At 66.0% G+C, this 19,134-nt stretch carries 17 protein-coding genes and 1 other RNA gene; all 18 read right to left on the bottom strand.

Annotated elements, in window-relative coordinates; translation table 11 throughout:
* Positions 1 to 1,179: a cell division protein FtsZ gene (gene ftsZ / locus EPD80_RS00845; RefSeq protein WP_221928755.1), complete on the bottom strand. Its 1,179-nt coding sequence runs from the start codon at positions 1,177 to 1,179 to the stop codon at positions 1 to 3.
* A gap of 49 nt (positions 1,180 to 1,228) precedes the next feature.
* Positions 1,229 to 2,455 carry a cell division protein FtsA gene (ftsA, locus tag EPD80_RS00840; RefSeq protein ID WP_142803522.1) on the bottom strand — a complete coding sequence of 409 codons (1,227 nt, stop codon included), beginning with the start codon at positions 2,453 to 2,455 and terminating at the stop codon, positions 1,229 to 1,231.
* Positions 2,452 to 3,288 carry a cell division protein FtsQ/DivIB gene (locus EPD80_RS00835; protein WP_142808660.1) on the bottom strand — a complete coding sequence of 279 codons (837 nt, stop codon included), beginning with the start codon at positions 3,286 to 3,288 and terminating at the stop codon, positions 2,452 to 2,454. Before EPD80_RS00835 ends, ftsA begins: the two co-directional genes overlap by 4 nt.
* On the bottom strand, positions 3,275 to 4,216 hold the full coding sequence (locus tag EPD80_RS00830; protein ID WP_142808658.1) for a D-alanine--D-alanine ligase: 942 nt from the start codon (positions 4,214 to 4,216) through the stop codon (positions 3,275 to 3,277). The genes EPD80_RS00835 and EPD80_RS00830 overlap by 14 nt, the downstream gene beginning before the upstream one ends.
* Entirely contained in the window at positions 4,213 to 5,667 is a 1,455-nt protein-coding gene (gene murC, locus EPD80_RS00825) for a UDP-N-acetylmuramate--L-alanine ligase (protein WP_142808656.1), read from the bottom strand. Before murC ends, EPD80_RS00830 begins: the two co-directional genes overlap by 4 nt.
* A complete protein-coding gene (gene murG / locus EPD80_RS00820; RefSeq protein ID WP_142808654.1) occupies positions 5,664 to 6,737 on the bottom strand; it encodes an undecaprenyldiphospho-muramoylpentapeptide beta-N-acetylglucosaminyltransferase in 1,074 nt (357 codons plus the stop codon). Before murG ends, murC begins: the two co-directional genes overlap by 4 nt.
* Positions 6,734 to 7,957: a putative lipid II flippase FtsW gene (ftsW, locus tag EPD80_RS00815; RefSeq protein WP_185957662.1), complete on the bottom strand. Its 1,224-nt coding sequence runs from the start codon at positions 7,955 to 7,957 to the stop codon at positions 6,734 to 6,736. The genes murG and ftsW overlap by 4 nt, the downstream gene beginning before the upstream one ends.
* Entirely contained in the window at positions 7,942 to 9,315 is a 1,374-nt protein-coding gene (murD, locus tag EPD80_RS00810) for a UDP-N-acetylmuramoyl-L-alanine--D-glutamate ligase (RefSeq protein WP_142808652.1), read from the bottom strand. Before murD ends, ftsW begins: the two co-directional genes overlap by 16 nt.
* A 6-nt stretch (positions 9,316 to 9,321) precedes the next feature.
* On the bottom strand, positions 9,322 to 10,410 hold the full coding sequence (gene mraY / locus EPD80_RS00805) for a phospho-N-acetylmuramoyl-pentapeptide-transferase (protein ID WP_142808650.1): 1,089 nt from the start codon (positions 10,408 to 10,410) through the stop codon (positions 9,322 to 9,324).
* Between the two features lie 4 nt (positions 10,411 to 10,414).
* Complete coding sequence (locus EPD80_RS00800) at positions 10,415 to 11,806, bottom strand: UDP-N-acetylmuramoyl-tripeptide--D-alanyl-D-alanine ligase (protein WP_142808649.1); 1,392 nt, start codon at positions 11,804 to 11,806, stop codon at positions 10,415 to 10,417.
* Entirely contained in the window at positions 11,803 to 13,317 is a 1,515-nt protein-coding gene (locus EPD80_RS00795; RefSeq protein WP_142809315.1) for a UDP-N-acetylmuramoyl-L-alanyl-D-glutamate--2,6-diaminopimelate ligase, read from the bottom strand. Before EPD80_RS00795 ends, EPD80_RS00800 begins: the two co-directional genes overlap by 4 nt.
* Before the next feature lie 8 nt (positions 13,318 to 13,325).
* Positions 13,326 to 15,056 (bottom strand): peptidoglycan D,D-transpeptidase FtsI family protein, encoded by a 1,731-nt coding sequence (locus EPD80_RS00790; RefSeq protein WP_221928754.1) that lies wholly within the window; start codon positions 15,054 to 15,056, stop codon positions 13,326 to 13,328.
* A 2-nt stretch (positions 15,057 to 15,058) separates the two neighbouring features.
* Positions 15,059 to 15,319 carry a cell division protein FtsL gene (gene ftsL, locus EPD80_RS00785; RefSeq protein WP_142803532.1) on the bottom strand — a complete coding sequence of 87 codons (261 nt, stop codon included), beginning with the start codon at positions 15,317 to 15,319 and terminating at the stop codon, positions 15,059 to 15,061.
* Entirely contained in the window at positions 15,316 to 16,239 is a 924-nt protein-coding gene (gene rsmH, locus EPD80_RS00780; RefSeq protein ID WP_142803533.1) for a 16S rRNA (cytosine(1402)-N(4))-methyltransferase RsmH, read from the bottom strand. The genes ftsL and rsmH overlap by 4 nt, the downstream gene beginning before the upstream one ends.
* The gene (mraZ, locus tag EPD80_RS00775; protein ID WP_142803534.1) at positions 16,236 to 16,679 is read right to left on the bottom strand and encodes a division/cell wall cluster transcriptional repressor MraZ; all 444 of its coding nucleotides are present in this window, start codon (positions 16,677 to 16,679) and stop codon (positions 16,236 to 16,238) included. Before mraZ ends, rsmH begins: the two co-directional genes overlap by 4 nt.
* A gap of 383 nt (positions 16,680 to 17,062) precedes the next feature.
* Positions 17,063 to 17,465: RNase P RNA component class A (rnpB, locus tag EPD80_RS00770), an RNA gene on the bottom strand.
* 183 nt (positions 17,466 to 17,648) lie between these two features.
* Entirely contained in the window at positions 17,649 to 18,068 is a 420-nt protein-coding gene (locus EPD80_RS00760) for a hypothetical protein (RefSeq protein WP_142808643.1), read from the bottom strand.
* Between the two features lie 10 nt (positions 18,069 to 18,078).
* On the bottom strand, positions 18,079 to 19,125 hold the full coding sequence (gene pyrC / locus EPD80_RS00755; protein WP_142808641.1) for a dihydroorotase: 1,047 nt from the start codon (positions 19,123 to 19,125) through the stop codon (positions 18,079 to 18,081).
* Positions 19,126 to 19,134: the final 9 nt, after the last annotated feature.

Raw genomic sequence — 19,134 nt, 5'->3', positions numbered from 1 at the left:
TCAATCGTTTTGTTTGCGCAGGAATGCCGGAATGTCGAGCCGATCCAGCCCAGGCATGCGCTCGGCGAGCGTGTTGCGCCGGCCGCGTACGGAACGCTCGACCTGGGGCATGCCGCGCTGCGGGGCCTCGGCGCGCCCTGGCGTGGCTCCCATGGCGGCGGCACCGCCGTAGGTCCCCGTACCGCGGATCACTTCCATCTGGGGCTGGGCACGGCTGCTACGGGCCGCGCCCAGCCCCGTGGCGACGACCGTGATGCGGATGCGATCTTCCATCGTGTCGTCGAAGACGGCGCCATATTTGACGAACGCCTCGGGTGCGGCGAAAGCCTGCACGGTGCGCACGGCGTCGCGCACTTCCGAGAGCTTGAGCGAACGGCTCGCCGTAATATTGATGAGGACGCAGCGGGCACCGGAGAGTTCCGTTCCCTCGAGGAGCGGGCTCACCGCGGCCTGCTCGGCAGCGATGCGGGCACGGTCGATGCCGGAAGCTTCGGCCGACCCCATCATGGCACGGCCCATCTCACCCATGGCGGTACGCACGTCCTGGAAGTCGACGTTGACCAGACCGGGCACGTTGATGATCTCGGCGATGCCGGCCACGGCGTTTTTGAGCACGTTGTCGGCCGCCTTGAAGCAGTCTTCGAAGCCGGCGTCGTCGCCGAAGACTTCGAGCAGGCGGTCGTTGAGCACGACGATGAGCGAATCGACGTGGCGCGTGAGCTCTTCGATGCCGCTCTCGGCGACGCGGTCGCGGTTTTCGAAATCGAACGGCTTGGTGACCACCGCCACGGTGAGGATGCCCATCTCCTTGGCGATTTCGGCGATGACCGGCGCGGCGCCGGTACCCGTGCCGCCGCCCATGCCGGCGGTGAGGAAGGCCATGTGGGCCCCGTCGAGCGCGGCGACGATGCGCTCGCGCGACTCCATCGCTGCTTCACGCCCGGCTTCCGGCTTGGAACCGGCCCCCAGACCGGAAGAGCCGATCTGCACCTTGGTCGGAGCGAGACAGCGCGCGAGCGCCTGGGCATCGGTATTGACGGCGACGAACTCGACGCCGCCGATGCTCTCGCGAATCATGTGGTCGACGGCGTTGCCGCCCGCGCCCCCGATGCCGAGCACTTTGATGACCGTGCCCTTGTGGGTGGTATCGACCAGTTCTTCAATCCCTTTGACCGCCATGACGTTCTCCCGCTTTTTCCGTGAATTCTAACCTAAAGGAATGAGTTGTTCAGAAATTTTCCCGGATCCATTGCCACGTGCGTCGCCACCATTGCCCGCCGGCGGCACGCCCTCCCCTGCCCGGGAGCCTGCGCTGGGAATTGGCCGCCTCGAGTACGAGACCGACGGCGGCGGCGTATTCGGGGTCGGCGAGCCGTTCGCGCAAGCGGCCACCGACGAGAGGCGCGCCGAGCCGAGCCGGCATGCCCAAGACTTCCTCGGCCAGCTCCACCATGCCGCCGAGCTTGGCCGACCCTCCCGTGAGCACGACACCGGAGGAGAGCATCTCCTCATAACCGCTACGGCGTAGCTCTTGCTGCACCAGCTCGAAAAGCTCCTCGGCCCGAGGGTGGATCACGTCGGCGAGTCGCTGACGCGACAGACGCCGCGGAGGACGATCGCCTACCGGCGCGACTTCGATCATCTCCTCGGGATCGACCCAGTCGTGTCGCGCCGCCCCATGTTCGAGTTTGATCGATTCGGCCTCGGCCGTGGGCGTGCGCAGCGCCATGGCGATGTCGTTGGTGATCATGTCGCCGGCCGCCGGCAGCACGGCCGTGTAGCGAATCGCGCCCTGCGTATAGACGGCCAGATCCGTGGTACCCGCGCCAATGTCGATGACGCACACACCCAGGGCCTTTTCGTCCTCGGTGAGCACGGCGTGCGCCGCGGCGAGCGGTTGCAGCACGAGCCCGTCGATTTCCAGCCCCGCCCGGCGCACGCATTTGATGATGTTCTGGGCGGAGGCCGCCGCCCCCGTGATGATGTGCACCTTGGCCATGAGCTTTACCCCACTCATGCCGACGGGGTCTTTGATGCCGCCCTGGCCGTCGATGATGAATTCCTGGGTGAGCAGGTGCAGCACCTGCTGCTCGGAGGGAATGGGCATGGCACGGGCGACCTCGATCACCTTGGCGACGTCCTCGCGCGTGATCTCGCTGCCCTTGACGGCGATCATTCCCTCAGCGTTGGTGCATTGAATGTGCGCCCCGGAGATGCTGGCGTGTACCCGAGGGATGTCGCAGGCGGCCATGCGCTTTGCCTCCTCGACGGCCCGATCGATCGACGCCACGCTGGCTTCGATATTGACCACGACGCCGCGTTTCATGCCGGTCATCGGTGATACGCCCAAACCCAAGGGTTCCACACCGCCGTCCTCGCGCAAACGAGCGACCAGGCACGTCACCTTGGACGTCCCGATGTCGAGCCCGACGAGCAGATCTCGATCTTCCCTCATGGTTTTTTCTTCCCTGTGGATACCGGCGGAGCAGACGCCGCCACGCCGTCCGGGGCGATGGCGAGCGCCAACGCACCGTGATGGCGAAAATCGACCCGCACCGGCTCATGACCGAGCCGCTCGCGAATCGCCGACCAATGCTGCACGAGCCAGGACACTTTCTGCCGTGCCTGCTGTACCGTTTCGAAACGGCCCAAGATGATCTCGGTTCCTCCGCTCAAGCGGACGACATGAGACAGGCTGGGGCTCATCACCAAGACTTCGACGCCCCCCAGAGGGTCTAGCAAGCGGCTCAAGGACTGATGGGTCTCGAAAAGTCGCTCCTCCAGCCCCGAGGGGCCGACGAGACGCGGCAGATCGACACTGGGGGGCTCGGCATCGAATCTGTGGCCGTCCGTATCGAGCAGCGCGATACGCCCGTCGGCGACATCGATCCAAATCGCTGCCGCTCGGTGTTCGACCACGGTGACGACGAGCGCATCGGGCCAGACGCGATGCACTCGTGCGTGCCGTACCCACGGCAATTCCTCCAAAGCCCGGCGCAAAGCTTGCAGATCGACGTCGAAAAAATGTTTTCCCTCCACCACCCGCAGCACTGCGTAGCGCAAGCGGTCGGTGTCGCTGTGTTCGAGCCCGCCTTCGATGACGACGGTACGAATCGGCGGCACCCATCGCTTCCCCCAGTAAGACCAGGCCGCTGCAACGAAGAGCAACATCGCGAACAGGGTGATGCGCCGCGTCCAGCGAGCGATCACCCAAGCATCACGCCACCAGCGTGCCCCTGGGGGCACGGGCGTCGATGCCTGGCGCGAGAATCGCTCAAGCCGGGCCATCGCAGCGCGCCTCCTCCAAAATGCGCAAGCATAGCGCGTCGAATTCGATACCGGATACGCGCGCAGCCAGCGGCACGAGTGAATGCGAAGTCATGCCGGGCGCAGTGTTCATCTCCAGCAGATAAGGCATGTCATCCTCGAGCAGCAGATCGATCCGCCCCCAGCCACGACAACCCAGCGCGCGCGCCGCCCGCATCGTGAGTTCGGCCAACCGAGAGGCGAGCGGCTCCGGCAAAGGAGCCGGGCACAGATAACGCGTCTCGTCGCTGAAGTACTTGTTGTGATAGTCGTAGCGCCCTTGGGGTGCGACGATCTCGATGGCCGGCAAGGTTTGCTCGCCCAGAAATCCGATCGTGATCTCGCGCCCCGCCACGAAACGCTCCACGAGCACTTCCCCATCGAAACGCCGCGCCGCCTCCAGCGCCGACGTCAATTCCTCTTCGCGCTCGACGCGCGTCGCCCCCATGCTGGAGCCCTCATGCACCGGCTTGACGAACACGGGCAATGCGAGCGCCTCGAGCACGCGCCGTGCCGCCTCCTCGGAGCCGGCAGCAAACTCCTCCTCGGTGAGGCGCAGCGCCCCAGGCGTGGGCAAACCCAACTGCTGCCACAGCAACTTGGTGCGCCATTTGTCCATGGCCAGGGCGGAAGCGAGCACGCCGCTGCCGGTATAAGGAATGCGCAGCCATTCGAGCACCCCCTGGAGGGTGCCGTCCTCACCGCCACGGCCGTGGAGCGCGATGAAGGCACGATCGAAGCCCTCGCGCTTCAATTCGAAGAGATCCCGCTCTGCCGGGTCGAACGGGTGCGCATCCACCCCGGCGCGACGCAGCGCCTCGAGGACGGCCGAACCCGACATGAGCGACACCTCGCGCTCGGCCGAGCACCCGCCCAAAAGCACCGCCACTTTACCCAGGTCGCTGCTCACGCCGCCCGCTCCTCGTTCGCCGGCTCCAGCCGGGTACGTTCCCGGGCTTCTTGCACCAAACGCACCGGCAAGCGCCCGATCGAACCTGCCCCCATGGTCACGACCACGTCACCATCGCGCACCACCCGGGGCAGCACCGCCGGGACATCATCGAGCCCCTCGACGAAAACCGGTTCGACCCGACCACGCAAGCGCAAAGCCCGTGCGAGGCTGCGTCCGTCGGCCGCCGGAATCGGCTCCTCGCCAGCCGGATAGACCTCGAGCAGCACCAGGGAATCGACCTCGGAGAGCACCCGAACGAAATCCTCGAAGCAGTCGCGCGTGCGGCTATAACGGTGCGGCTGAAAGACGACCACCACGCGCCGCCCGGGAAAAGCAAGGCGTACCGCATCCAGCGTGGCCTGCATCTCCACCGGATGGTGCCCGTAGTCGTCGATCAAGGTGTAAGTGCCGTGCACGGTGCCATCCTCATCGATGAGGGGCAAATCTCCATGGCGCTGGAAACGCCGGCCTACCCCCTGGAATCGTGCCAGCGCGTGCACGATCGCCTCATCGGGCACCTGCAATTCGCTCGCCACGGTGATCGCCGCCAGGGCGTTGCGCACATTGTGCAATCCAGGCAGATTCAATTCGATCGGCAAACGGGTCTCTCGCCCGTTGCGCCGTACGGCGGTAAAGAACATGCGCCCACCCTCGGCGCGCACGTGCTCGGCGCGAACCAAGGCGGATTCGGCCGTCAATCCGTATCCGACGACGGGGCGCTCGACGTGGGACACGATCGACGCCACCTGAGGATCGTCCAGACACAGCACCGCCACTCCCCAGAAGGGCAAGCGATGCAGAAAATCGACGAAGGAAGCTTTCAGCCGCTCGAAGTCATGCCCATAGGTGGCCATGTGGTCGGCATCGATATTGGTGACCACCGCCATCACGGGAGAAAGATGCAAAAAGGAGGCGTCCGACTCGTCGGCCTCGGCCACGAGATATTCTCCCTGGCCCAGGCGGGCGTTACTACCGGCAGCGATCAAGCGCCCGCCGATGACGAAAGTCGGATCGAGTCCCCCTTCGGCGAGAATGCTCGCCACCAGCGAAGTCGTCGTCGTTTTGCCGTGGGTGCCGGCGATGGCGATGCCCTGTTTGAAGCGCATCAGCTCGGCGAGCATCTGGGCGCGCGGAACCACGGGAATGCCGGCCGCGCGGGCGGCGAGCACCTCGGGATTGTCCGGCGCTACTGCCGAAGAGACCACCACGGCATCGGCCCCGACGACATGCTCGGGCGCATGCCCCACCATTACCCGCACGCCCAGCGCACGCAAGCGCGCGAGCGTGGCGCTCTCGGCCAAGTCCGAGCCGCTCACTTCGAACCCCAGGTGGCAGAGCACTTCGGCGATGCCGCTCATTCCCACTCCGCCGATACCCACGAAGTGCACGCGTTTGACGCGGTGTTTCATTTCGTTTCCTTTGCCAATCGTTCGAGTTCTTCGGCGAGCGTCTCGGCAGCCTCGGGCCGGGCAAGGGCACGGGCGGCGAGCGCCATCTTGCGGCAACGCGCACGATCGAACCGCCGCAGCAGATCCGCTAGATGCTGGGGCGAGAGCTCAGACTGAGGCAGGATCTGCGCCGCGCCGCCCTCGACGAGAAAACGCGCATTCGCCGTTTGATGATCGTCGACCGCATGAGGAAAGGGCACCAGCACCGCCCCCACACCGACGGCGGCGAGCTCCGCCACCGTCATCGCCCCGGCGCGCGACACGACCAGATCGGCCTGCCCGAGCGCAGCGCCCATGTCCTCGATGAAGGGAAGCAACCGAGCCTCCAGGCCATGCCGGGCATACGCCTCTTGCAAAGCCGGGAAGTGTACCCTGCCCGACTGGTGTGTCACCAGGGGGCGCTCGATCGGATCGAGGCACGCGAGCGCCGCCGGCACCGTCTCGTTGAGCGCCCTGGCGCCGAGACTCCCACCCACCACCAGCACGCGCAGGGGTCCTTGCCGCCCGGCAAAACGCACCTCGGGTGGTGGTAGCGTGGTGAGCTCCCGGCGCACCGGATTGCCCACCCAGCGCCCCCCCGGCAACACACCGGGGAACCCCGTGAGCACGGTGTCAGCCACGCGCGCCAACACCCGATTCGCCAAGCCCGCCACGGCGTTTTGCTCGTGCACCACGAGCGGGATGCCACGCAGGCGCGCCGCCGCCGCTCCAGGAAAACTCACGTACCCCCCCATGCCGAGCACCACGCTCGGGCGCACTTCTCCCAGCAGACGCAGAGCGCGCGCTATCGCCACCGTCAAGGAAAACGGCAGCTTCAGTTTGCGCCCCATCCCCTTGCCGCGCAAGGCGCCGAAACCGAGAGAAACGAATTCGAATCCGCGAGGCGGCACGAGCTGGGATTCCATCGCCCCGTCGTTCCCGAGCCAGACCACCCGCCAGGCACGTTCGCGCAGACATTCGGCCACGGCCAACGCCGGGAAGATGTGCCCGCCGGTCCCTCCGGCCATCACGAGTACGGTGTGCCCGCTCATACTTGTATGCCGCGCCGCAAACAGCGCAGCTCCCAGTCGGCCCGCAGCACCACGGCCATTGCCGCGAGGTTGGCGATGATGCTCGACCCTCCGTAGCTCATGAAAGGCAGCGTCAGCCCCTTGGTCGGCAACAGCCCGACATTCACCCCCATGTTGATGAACGTCTGCACGCCGATCCACAGGCCAATGCCGAACACCGCCAGCCCCGAGAAGTACTGCTCGACGCATACCAGCCCTCGGCCGATGGTGAACGTGCGCCAGATGACCACCGCAAAGAGCGCCACCACCGCACAAACCCCCACCAACCCCAGCTCCTCACCGACGACCGCGAACAGGAAATCGGTATGCGCCTCGGGTAGGTAGAGGAGTTTTTCCACGCTGCCGCCCAACCCAACACCAAACCACTTGCCACGGCCGAAGGCGATGAGGGAATGTGTGAGTTGATAGCCCTTGCCCAAGGGATCGGCCCACGGATCGAGGAAGGCGAAGAGGCGCTGACTCCGATATTCGGAACTCAGGATCAAAACCGCGAAAGCCGCTCCTGCCAGCAGGATCAAAGCAAAAAAGATACGCAGCTTCAAACCGCCCAGGAAGAGCACGCCGAAAGCGATGGCGCTGATCACGGCAAACGCCCCGAAATCGGGTTGCAGCAGCAACAGTACCCCCACGAGCACCACGACGAAGGCGAGCGGCAAGAAACCACGCCAGAAACTGGCCATGAACCGCAACTTGCGTACCGTGTAGTCCGCGGCGTAGAACGACACGAAGAGTTTCATGAATTCGGACGGTTGAAAGTTGATCGGCCCCAGCGGGATCCAGCGGCGCGAGCCATTGACCACTTTGCCGATCCCTGGTAGCAACACCAAGATCAGCAGCACCACGCCCAGCAAGAAGAGCCAAGGCGTCAGCGACTGCCACACCCGCATCGGCACCTGAAAGGTCATCCAGGCCACACCGGCACCCAACAGCACAAACACCGCCTGGCGTATGAGGAAATAGTTCGCTCTTCCCCCCGTGGCAGGAGACTCGTCGGCGAGCGCGATGCTCGCCGAGTAGACCATCACCAGTCCCATGAGGGTGAGTGCCGTCACCGCCCAAAAGAGCGGCAAATCGAATTCGCCGAATCGGGCCACCGGTCCCCGTTCTACATGATGGGGTGCCGAGGGGGGGAGCCGATCGCCTCGCCGTCCGAACCAGCGGCGCATCAACGTTTCGACCATCGCCCCCCCTCCTCCAGCAGCGATCGGATCGCCTCGAGAAAGACTTCAGAACGATGCGCGTAGTCGCGAAACATGTCCAGGCTCGCGCACGCAGGCGAGAGCAGCACCACCTCGCCTGGTTGGGCCGCCGCATCGGCCATGGCCACGGCCTCGGGTAGTGTGGCACAGCGTCGCGTCGGCACCCCCGCCTGCATGAAGGCAGTCTCCATTGCCGGGGCATCGCGCCCGATCAGGAACGCCAGACGTACCCGGTCGCGCGCTGCCTGCGCGAGCGGTGCGAACGACTGCCCTTTGCCATCGCCTCCGGCGATCAGGATCACGGGCTCATCGAACCCGGCGAGCGCCGCGATCGTCGCTCCCACGTTCGTGCCTTTCGAATCGTCGATGAAGCGCACCCCGTCGGCGCGCACCGCCACCGTCTCGACCCGGTGGGGCAATCCCTGGAAAGTTACCAATCCCTCGATCGCCACCTCGGGCGCCACGCCCATCGCCTCGGCCAGCGCGAGCGCCGCGAGCGCATCGAGCTCGTTGTGCCGCCCGGGCAGAGGCAAGAGCGAACGGGGCGCGAGCCGCCGGCGGCCGTGCACGAACCAGCCCGATTCCACACCGAAATCGGCCTCCGAGGGTGGAGCATCGCTGCCCACCGTCACACGCCGCGGCGCGCTGCGGGCCATCTCGCGCACGAGGGCGTCGTCGCGCACCACCACCGCCGTCTCCGCGCCCTGGTAGACGCGCGCCTTGAGGGCGGCGTAGGTCTCGAGCGAGCCATGCCGATCGAGGTGATCCTCGGTGACGTTCAACACCACCGCCGCGTGCGCCACGAACGACCCAGCCGTCTCCAGCTGAAAGCTCGATACTTCCAGCACCCATACCTCAGGCCAGGGCAACCCTGCCTCCTCGCGCTCGCGCGCGGCGGTGAGGATGGCCGGGGCGATATTGCCGGCAGCGAGCGCATCGAGCCCGGCGTGCCGCAACAGGTGCGCCGTGAGCGCCGTGGTCGTGGTCTTGCCGTTGGTCCCGGTCACCGCCACCAGCCGCCCCGGTCGGCCACGCGCCTGCCAAGCTTCGTGAAAGAGCGCCAGTTCTCCCTGCACGGGAATCCCTCGCGCCCGCGCCTCCCTGCACAGCGGCAATTCGGGCGACAACCCCGGCGAGAGCCACACCCGCTCTACGCCCTCGAGCAGCGCTTCCTCGAAGGGCTGGCCCAACACCATGGATCCGGACGGCAGCAGAGCGCGCAAGCCGGCGGCGGCCGGCGGCTGCCCCCGCGTATCGGCCGCGCGCACGGCGACGCCGCGATGCGCGAGCCAGCGCACCATCGCCTCACCGCTCGACCCGAGTCCCAAGACCAGATCCATCGCTACTCACCGCAGTTTCAGGGTAGACAGGCCGAAGAGCACCAACATCAAGGTGACGATCCAGAAGCGGATCACCACCTGGGTCTCTTTCCAGCCCCCCAGTTCGAAGTGGTGGTGCAGAGGCGCCATGCGCAGGATGCGCTTTCCTCCGGTCCATTTGAAATAGCCCACCTGCAGCATCACCGACAGCGCCTCGGCGACGAACAGCCCCCCCATGATGAAGAGCACCAGTTCCTGCCGCACGATCACGGCGATGGTCCCCATGGCCGCGCCCAGCGCGAGCGCCCCCACGTCCCCCATGAACACCTGCGCCGGGTGCGCGTTGAACCACAGGAAACCCAGTCCCGCGCCGCAGAGCGCCCCGCAGAAGACGGCGAGCTCCCCCGCCCCCGGAATGTAGGGCACCCCCAGGTAGCGGGCGAAGACGGCGTGTCCTGCCACATAGGAGAAAATCGCCAGCGCCCCGGTCACCATCACGGCCGGTGTCACTGCCAGACCATCGAGCCCGTCGGTGAGATTGACCGCATGGCTGGTACCGTTGATGACGAAGTAGGAAAGCAACACGAACCCACCCACGCCCAGGGGAATCGCCACTTCCTTGAAGAACGGCACGATCAACTGGGTCTGCACCGGCTCGGTGGCGGTGAGCCCCAGGTAGAGGCTCGCCGCGAGCGCGATCGCGGAAGTCCAGAAATATTTCCAGCGGCTGGGCAAACCTTTCGGATCGCGCCGCACCACCTTGCGCCAGTCGTCGACCCAGCCCACGGCGCCGAAGCCGAGGGTGACGAGCCAGACGGTCCATACGTATCGGTTGCTCAAGTCCCCCCACAGCAAGACCGTCACCGACACCGCGAGCAAGATCAACGCTCCGCCCATGGTGGGTGTACCGGATTTGCTCAAGTGTGTCTGCGGCCCGTCGGTACGCACCGTCTGCCCGATCTTCTTGGCCGCGAGCCAGCGGATCACGCTCGGACCCAAAGCGAAGGAGACGAGGAGCGCCGTCATCGTTGCCAGCACCGTGCGCAGCGTGATGTAGCCGAAGACGTTGAACGCCCGGATGTCCTGCCCCAACCAAAGCGCCAGTTCCAGCAGCATCGAATCATCCTTGCAGCGCCGCGGCCTTCGCCGCGAGCGCGGAAACCACCCGTTCCATACGCATGAAACGGGACCCTTTGACCAAAACGGCCGTCTCCGGCGAGAGATCCGGGCGCAGCCGCTGCACGAGCGCATCCACATCGTCGAAGGACTCGGCCTGTCGTCCGAAGGCGATGGCAGCCTCGCGCGCGAGCGCTCCCAAAGTAAAGAGCCGCTCGATACCCGCGGCACGGGCGTGTGCGCCCAATTCCGCGTGCAACCGCGGCGCCTCAGGGCCGACCTCACCCATGTCTCCCAGCACGAGCAGCTTGCGCGCATGCGGCAACGCCGCAAGGACTTCGATCGCCGCGCGCATGGAGTCCGGATTGGCGTTGTAGGTATCGTCGATGAGCAGCGCCCCCTGCGCCCCAGCCAGCGGTTGCAGCCGTCCGGGCACGGGGGCGAACGCACCCAGCGCACCGGCCGCCGTTGCGAGCGGAACGTCCAGCGCCACGGCACAGGCCATCGCGGCGAGCGCGTTGTGCACGTTGTGCCGCCCCGGCAACGGCAGCGTGAATTCAACCGCCTCGCCCCGTGCCCGCACGGTGAGGCGCCAGCCTTCGGAAAGCGGCTGTGCGACGGCGGAAATCTCCCCCCCACGGCCGAAGGTGAGCACGCGACGCCCGGCCGCCGTCTCCCGCCAAAGGATGGCATAGGGATCGTCGGCGGGGATCACTGCCGTGCCGTCGGGCGAGAGAAATCGGTAGATTTGCCCCTTCTCGCGCGCCACGGCTTCCAGCGTGCCGAACCCCTCGAGGTGCGCACGCTGCGCCGTGGTCACCAACGCGACGTCGGGGCGAGCGATGGCGGCGAGCTCCGCCATCTCGCCGGGATGGTTGATGCCCAGTTCGCACACCGCCGCCCGGTGGCTCGGCCCGAGTTCGAGCAAGGTGAGCGGCAGGCCGATGTCGTTGTTGCGGTTGCCGCGGGTGGCGAGTACTGCCTCGGCACCGAGGTGCTCGCGCAGGATCGCTGCCGTCATCTCCTTGACGGTGGTCTTGCCGTTGCTGCCGGTAATGCCGACCACGCGCCCGGAGAAACGCGCCCGCCAGGCGGCCGCGAGCCGACCGAGCGCGCGGCGGGTATCATCGACCAGCAAAAAATTTCCGCCCGCCCGCTGCGCCGGCGTCCCGCGCCGTTCGGTCAGGGCAGCGGCCGCCCCAGCAGCGAAGGCAGCGGCGACGAAATCGTGCCCGTCGAAGCGGGCGCCACGCAAGGCCACGAAAAGCTTGCCCGCGAGCGGGGCGCGCGAGTCGATCTCGACGCCTCCGATCTGCTGCTCGCCTTTCCCGAGGAGGTCGACCGCCTCACCCTGACCGGCGAGCAGGATGGCGAGCTCGGCCAACGTCACGTTCACGACAACTCCGCGAAGAGATTGCGCTCGCGCCAGCGCGCCAGCGCCGCCTCGGCTTCGGCCTGATCACTGAAGGGGTGACGCACGCCGGCGATCTCTTGATAAGGCTCGTGCCCTTTTCCGGCCAGGAGAATCACGTCGTCGGCGTCGGCCGCTTCGATCGCCTGCGCAATGGCCTTGGCCCGGTCGGGCTCGACAAGGATGTCGGTACGTCCGATGCCGGCGAGGATATCGGCGAGGATCGCCTCCGGCGGTTCGGAGCGGGGGTTGTCGGAAGTCACGATCACGGCATCGGCTTGCGCGGCCACCGCGCCCATGAGCGGTCGCTTGCCCCGATCCCGATCGCCACCGCAGCCAAAGACGACGACGAGCCGACCGCCGCGGGAGCGAGCCGTGGGCATGAGAGCCGAGATGACCTGTTCGAGAGCGACCGGCGTATGCGCGTAGTCGATCACCACCAAAGGCTCAGCCACACCTCCGATCCACTGCATCCGCCCAGGAGGCGGCACCAGGCGGCCCAAGACCCCCACCGCTCGGTCCAGCTCCACCCCACGCGCCAGCAGCGCGCCCAGAACCAGCAGCGCGTTGCTGGCATTGAAAGTGCCGAACGCGGGCAGATGCAAGGACAAAGTACGCCCCTCGAGGGCGAGGGTCAAGCGCTGACCACTCGTGCCTTCGTGCGGGGGTTGCGCGAGCCACAAGGGACGCACGCCCGGCAGCATCGGGCGCCCCCTCAGACTCACCGCCCAGGTTTCCAAGCCGCGGGAGACACACTCGCGCGCGATCGTCTCTCCGACGGGATCGTCGACGTCGAGCACCGCCGCCTGCAGATCGGGACACTCGAAGAGCCGCCGTTTGGCCGCCGCATAGGCTTCCATGCTTCCGTGATAATCGAGATGGTCGCGCGTCAGGTTGGTGAAGATCGCCACGTCGAAACGCACCCCTGCGACGCGATCCTGCACCAAGCCGATGGACGAGACCTCCATCACCGCGGCCACGCAACCGGCATCAAGGAAGCCTCGCAACCAGGCATGGATCTGGGGCGCCTCGGGTGTGGTGAATCCCTGGTCCTCCAGGCGACCAATGCGCCCGCAGCCGAGCGTACCGATCACGCCGCAGGGAACGCCGAGCGCATCCAAGGCTTGCGCGAGCCACTGGCTGGTGGTCGTCTTGCCATTGGTACCGGTGACACCGGCCACCCACAAGGATTGCGATGGCGACCCATAGACGCGGTCGGCGAGGGGTCCGGCGAGCGAACGCAGCCCCTCCACGGCGATCAGAGGTCGCACCGGGGTCAAATCGGCCGGAGGAACCCAACCATCACCCGCCTCGTAGAGCACCGCCTCTGCGCCGGCGGCAAGCGCCTCGGACAGATAATTTCTGCCATCGGTTTTCCCTCCCGGCCAGGCGAGGAACAGCGTACCCGGCTGCACTTGCCGGGAGTCGTGCGTCACCGTCCGCGGAAAAACGCCGCGTCGGTGCAATTCCCACCATAGATCGTCGATGTCTCGCATCACCTTCTTCAACCTCTCGGCCGCTGCGCAGCCGCCACCGTCGGACCCGGCATGTCCGGCGCCACACCGAGGCTGGGCAATACCTGCCCGACGATCTCGGCAAACACCGGCGCCGCCACGGCGCCACCATAATAGGATTTCGCTTTCGGCTCGTCGATCATCACCGCCACCACCAGCCTCGGCTGGGAAGCCGGGGCATAGCCAACGAAGGAAGCCAGGTATTTTTCCACATAACGGCCATTTTCCAACTTATGGGCCGTGCCGGTCTTGCCTGCGGTCCGATAACCGTTCACCGCCGCTCGCGTCGCCGTTCCCCCGGGCTGAGTGACGAGCTCCATCATCGCCTTCACCTGCCGTGCCGTCTTGGGCGAGAGGATCCGACGCATCTCGTCGATCGGCGGCGGAGCATCGCGTCGCATCAGCGTCAGGGGCAACATCACCCCATCATTGGCGATCGCCTGGTAGGCGTGGGCCAGCTGCAGAAGTGACGTAGAGATGCCATGCCCATAGGCCATGGTCGCCACCTCGATGGGCTTGAGCGAATCGGGCGGAAGCATTCGACCCGCAGCCACACCGGGTAGCGGCAGATCGGGACGGGTACCAAAGCCGAAAGCACGGTAATGACGCCAGAGATCTTTCGGATCGAGTCCGAGCGCGATCTTGGCCACCCCGACGTTGGACGACTTCTGGATCACCTGGGATACGGTCAGGGCGCGCTCCGTCGCATGCACGTCCCGGATACTGTGGTTACCCACGCGAAGGATACCACCCTGGATATCGATCGGTGTCTCGGGCTTTACGACGCCTCGCTCGAGCGCCAAAGCCACCAGGAGGGGTTTCATCACCGACCCCGGCTCATAGAGATCGGTCACGACGCGATTACGCACCTCGCTCAGATCGAGCCCAGTGCGACGATTGGGATTGTAACTGGGCCAGTTGGCAAGGGCCAGGATCTCGCCGGTGCGCACGTCGATCACCACGGCCCCGCCGGCGCGTGCCTGATGCCGGGCCACGGCCTGCTCGAGGGCACGGAAAGCGATGTGCTGGATGCGCGCATCGAGTGAAAGCACCACGTCGCGTCCATCGCGCGGCCTCTCCACCCAGACCGAGTCCTGTACCACTCGGCCGCGCCGATCCTGGACGACGAGGCGTTTGCCCGACTCACCGGCCAGCGAGGAGTTCAGACTCGCCTCCAGTCCCTCGATCCCCTGGCCGTCGACGTCGACGAGCCCGACGAGTTGGGCGAATGCCTCACCCTGAGGATAGAATCGCAGGTATTCTTCGACGACGCCCACGCCCTCCTGCGGCCAACTCATGAGGGGCCTTGCCTCGTCAGGCGGCAAGTGACGCCGCAGATAGGTGAATCGTCGCCCGCCCTTCTCTAGCCGACGCCCCAATTCGTCGGTGCTCATGCCCAGCATTCGAGCCAAACGAGACAAATCCTCATGCGACCACTGCCGCACCTTGGCCGGGTCGGCCCAGATGCTCGCCACGGGTGAAGAATCCGCGAGGATATGGCCGTTGCGATCGAGCACGCGCCCACGCATCGCCGGCACCTCGATCTGGCGCTCATAGCGTGCCTCACCCTGCTGTTGCAGGAATTCGTCCTGTATTCCTTGCAGATAGGCTGCCCGCAGCACCAAGATCGCGAACAAACAGAGGAGGGAGAACACGACCATGCGCTGGCGCCAAACCGGTATCGCCAGGACCAACAGGGGATTGATCGATCTTTGCTCCATGTTCATCGCTCCCACGGTATGATCTGCTCTGGTCGTGGCGGCGCCAGACCCAATTTTTCCTGCGCCAGGCGCTGCACCCGATCCTGAGTCACCAAAGTGGCACGCTCGATCTGTAGTTGTCGCCACTCCACGTCCAAGCGCATGCTCCTTCGGTTTTGGTTTTCCTGCGCCAGGTAGAGCAGCCGCGCTTCGTGTTTGGTCTGCACCAGCATCACGCTGCTCGCCACCACCAACCCGAGGAGCACCGCATCGAAGCGCGTCATGAGCGCCGCTCCACCACCCGCATCACGGCGCTGCGGGCACGCCGGTTACGGGCACATTCCGCTTCCGATGGGCGCAGTTTGCGCACCACCCACCGCAGTGGCGGCACCGGGCGCTCGGCCTCGCGCACCGCCAGCCCAGGCGGCAGCGGCGGCGGGGAAGAATGCTCGCGCATGAAATGCTTCACGATCCGGTCTTCGAGCGAATGGAAACTGATCACCACCAAGCGCCCCCCCGGACTCAAGCGTTCGATCGCCTGCGGCAGGGTCAGCGAGATTTCTTCGAGCTCGCGATTGACGAAAATCCGAAGAGCCTGGAAGGTGCGTGTCGCGGGGTGCTGCCCCGGCTCGCGCGTGCGCACCGCCTGCGCCACGAGTTCGGCAAGTCGTCCCGTGCGCTCGATAGGCGCCCTTGCGCGCGCAGCAACAATCGTCTTTGCAACCGCATCAGCAAACCGTTCTTCTCCATAATCGCGTATCACCTCCCTGATCTCTTCACGACTCGCTCGCGCGAGCCAACTCGACACCGGCTCTCCACTCGTCGGATCCATGCGCATGTCGAGCGGCGCATCGAAGCGGAAACTCATGCCGCGCTCGGGCGCGTCGAGCTGAGGCGACGAAACCCCCAGATCGAGCAAGATCCCGTCGACCCGGGACACTTGCAAAGCATCGAGCTCCTCCCCCAGGCGGGAAAACGGCGCGTGCACCAGAGTGAGCCGCGGCTCGTTCCAACTGCGCCCGAAGGCGATCGCTTCGGGGTCGCGATCGAAGGCGATCAACCGCCCTCGAGGGCCCAAACGCTGCAAAATTGCCCGTGCGTGCCCCCCTCGCCCGAAAGTGCCGTCTACATAGATGCCGTTGGGGCGCGGTGCGAGTGCTTCGAGCGCTTCTTCGAGCAGCACGGGAACGTGTGTCTCGCTCACAGAACCAACCCCTCGAAGGTTCCGGCCAAGTCCTCGGCCGACAGCGCCTGCATCGCTTCCTGCTGCGCCTGCCACCCTGCCTCGGACCACAGTTCGAAATGCGTCCCCTGGCCGACGAGCCAGGCGTTTTTTTCCAAACCGGCCCATTGACGCAGCGAAGCGGCCACGGACACACGCCCAGAAGCATCGAGCGCCTCTTCCTGGGCGAAACCCACGAGGAGACGCTTCAGAGCAGCAGTGCGCGGATCGAGCCCCGGCAGAGCCACGATGCGTTCGCGGATGGGCGTCCACACGGGCTCGGGGTAGACCAGTAAGCATTTATGCGGGTGCGCCGTCAGCACCAAAGGACGACCTTCGGGCGCCAAAGCCTCGCGAAAGCGCGTCGGAATGACGATTCGCCCTTTTGCATCGAGACTGAGCGTGACTGCCCCCTGGAACATCGCCGCTGCCTCTGATCATCACACCCACATTTTGCCACTTTTTCCCACAAAATCCCACGCCAGCGAAAAAACACCCCTTCGCGCATCGGTCGAACCTGCTCGCCGCCTGCACAGGGAGTAAAACGAAAGCGAGAGAAAACCCAGACGGATAAAGGAGAAACCCCGGACGACGCGAAGACGGCCGCTCGAAAGCCGCCCCAGCTTTAGGCAGGCAACTGCACACGAAAGGATGAGTCGCAGAACGCGGCAAACGGCCGAGCGATGAGGAAAATGAAGAAAAAACTCAAATAATCAATAAGTTGTATGTAAATTCGGACATGGATGCGGGCCACGGAAGAGCCGCGTGTGCGTCAACAGGAGGGAAAAGGTAAGAAAATGTAAAAAAGGGAAGTCCGCCGCTTAAGCCGGGTTCTGTCGCGCATCGTGTGATGCGGGGCAGTCATTCCTCTAGGCCCGCCGTTGCCGACGGGCTCGAGCAGCCAACCCGGGAGCGGCGCGAGCCACGCCATCGCTCCCCTATTCGGCCTTGCTCCGGATGGGGTTTACCGTGCCGCCTCCGTTACCGGAGACGCGGTGGGCTCTTACCCGCGAGGCCGAGGCCCCGCGCCGGGTCTCCCCGGCCACCGTTTCACCCTTGCCTGATCCCTTGCGGGCCATCGGCGGTCTGTTCTCTGTGGCACTTTCCGTCGCCTCACGGCGCCCGGCCGTTAGCCGGCATCCTGCTCTGTGGAGCCCGGACTTTCCTCTCCGCGCCCGAAGGCGCGCAGCGACTGCCGGGCAGACTTCCCAATGCATGATACCGCAAGGCGCGGCCGAAGTTCCCTATGGAGACGCTGAATAATTGGCTGCGCGGGCGAATCGCTGCGTTGCGCGGTGCTCGCTCCCTCGCCTATCCACTCGATATGTCTCGGTCGCTGCGCTCCGTGCGCCTTGCGCTTCATCCCGCTCGCTCATTTCTTCAGCGTCTCCCTATGAGGCAGGGTTGAGCGCCGATTCGAAGACGAGAACGCCGTCGCGGTGACGAAACGTCCCGACCAGAGTCCCCAGCGCCTGCGGATCGGGTTTGTCCCACGGTTGCAGGCGACAATCTTCGGTCGACGCGAGGTACCAGTGGTCCCCTTGTTCGAGCGCCCACAGCAGGTCTCCCGCCTCATAGACCTTCATCGGCGTCATCTCGGCGCGATCGGGTGCGATCGGATACTTTCGCTGACATTGTGGCAGACGCGAGACGACCACCGCCTGTTTCACCTCGCTCCAGGGGAAGGGCTGCTGGCGCTCGAGCACCAGAGCGTGATTCATCCCCGCGATGCGGTAGCCGATCGCCGCATCCTCGCAAGCAGCCAAGCCCAAGGCGCATAGCGCCACGATCGCCCCTCTCCTCCAGCGCATCACCCTCTCCTCATTCCACCATCCAGCCCATCGTCTCGCCGGCGCGCAGGGGCACCACCTCCTCAGCCTCGCCCAAGGGCACTGCTGCCGGCACCGCCCACGGCCGGCGCACCAAGGCGATGCGCTCGGTAGGCTCCGGCACGCCGTAGAACCGCGCACCGAAGCGCGAGGCGAACCCTTCGAGTCGATCCAGGGCGCCGGCCGCCTCGAACACCTCGGCGTAGAGCGGCAGCGCGAGCGGCGCGGTGTAGCAGCCGGCGCAGCCGCAGGCCGATTCCTTCGCTCCGCGCGGGTGCGGCGCCGAGTCGGTGCCAAGGAAAAATTTCGGCGAACCGCTCGTAGCCGCTTCCACCAGGGCCCGGCGGTGGCGCTCGCGCTTGAGGATCGGCAGGCAGTAGAAATGCGGCCGGATGCCGCCGGCGAGCATGGCATTGCGCTCGTAGCGCAGATGATGCGCGGTGAGGGTGGCGGCCACCGTGTCCGGCGCCTCGCGCACGAAGGCCACGCCTTCGGCGGTCGTCACGTGCTCCAGTACGATTTTCAAGCCGGGGAAACGCGCCACCAGCGGCGCGAGCACCCGCTCGACGAACACCGCCTCGCGATCGAAGATATCCACCTCGGGATCGACCACTTCGCCATGCACGCACAGCACCAGGCCGCGTTCCTGCATCCGCTCGAGCACGGGATGGATCCGTTCGAGGTGGCGCACGCCCGCATCGGAGTTCGTGGTCGCCCCGGCCGGATAGAGCTTGGCCGCGAGCACGACACCGCTCGCGGCGGCGCGGTCGATCTCCTGCGGCGGCATCGCCTCGGTGAGATAGAGCGTCATCCACGGCACGAAGTCGGCCGCCCTTCCCCCGGCCGCGCGCGCCGCCGCCAGGATGTCCTCGCGATAGGCGAGCGCCGCCGCGGTCGTCGTCACCGGCGGCTTGAGGTTGGGCATGATAAGCGCCTGGGCGAAGACTGCCGCGCTCGCCGGCACCACCGCGCGCATCGCCGCGCCCTGCCTCACGTGCAGATGCCAATCGGCGGGTCGCAATAATTCGATCCGATCCATTCCTTCTCC

Origin of the sequence: Tepidiphilus olei (assembly GCF_006980705.1) — a bacterium.
GTDB classification, from domain to species: Bacteria; Pseudomonadota; Gammaproteobacteria; order Burkholderiales; family Rhodocyclaceae; genus Tepidiphilus; species Tepidiphilus olei.
Note: the sequence above shows the minus strand (reverse complement) of the source record. Positions and strands in the feature narration are given on the sequence as shown.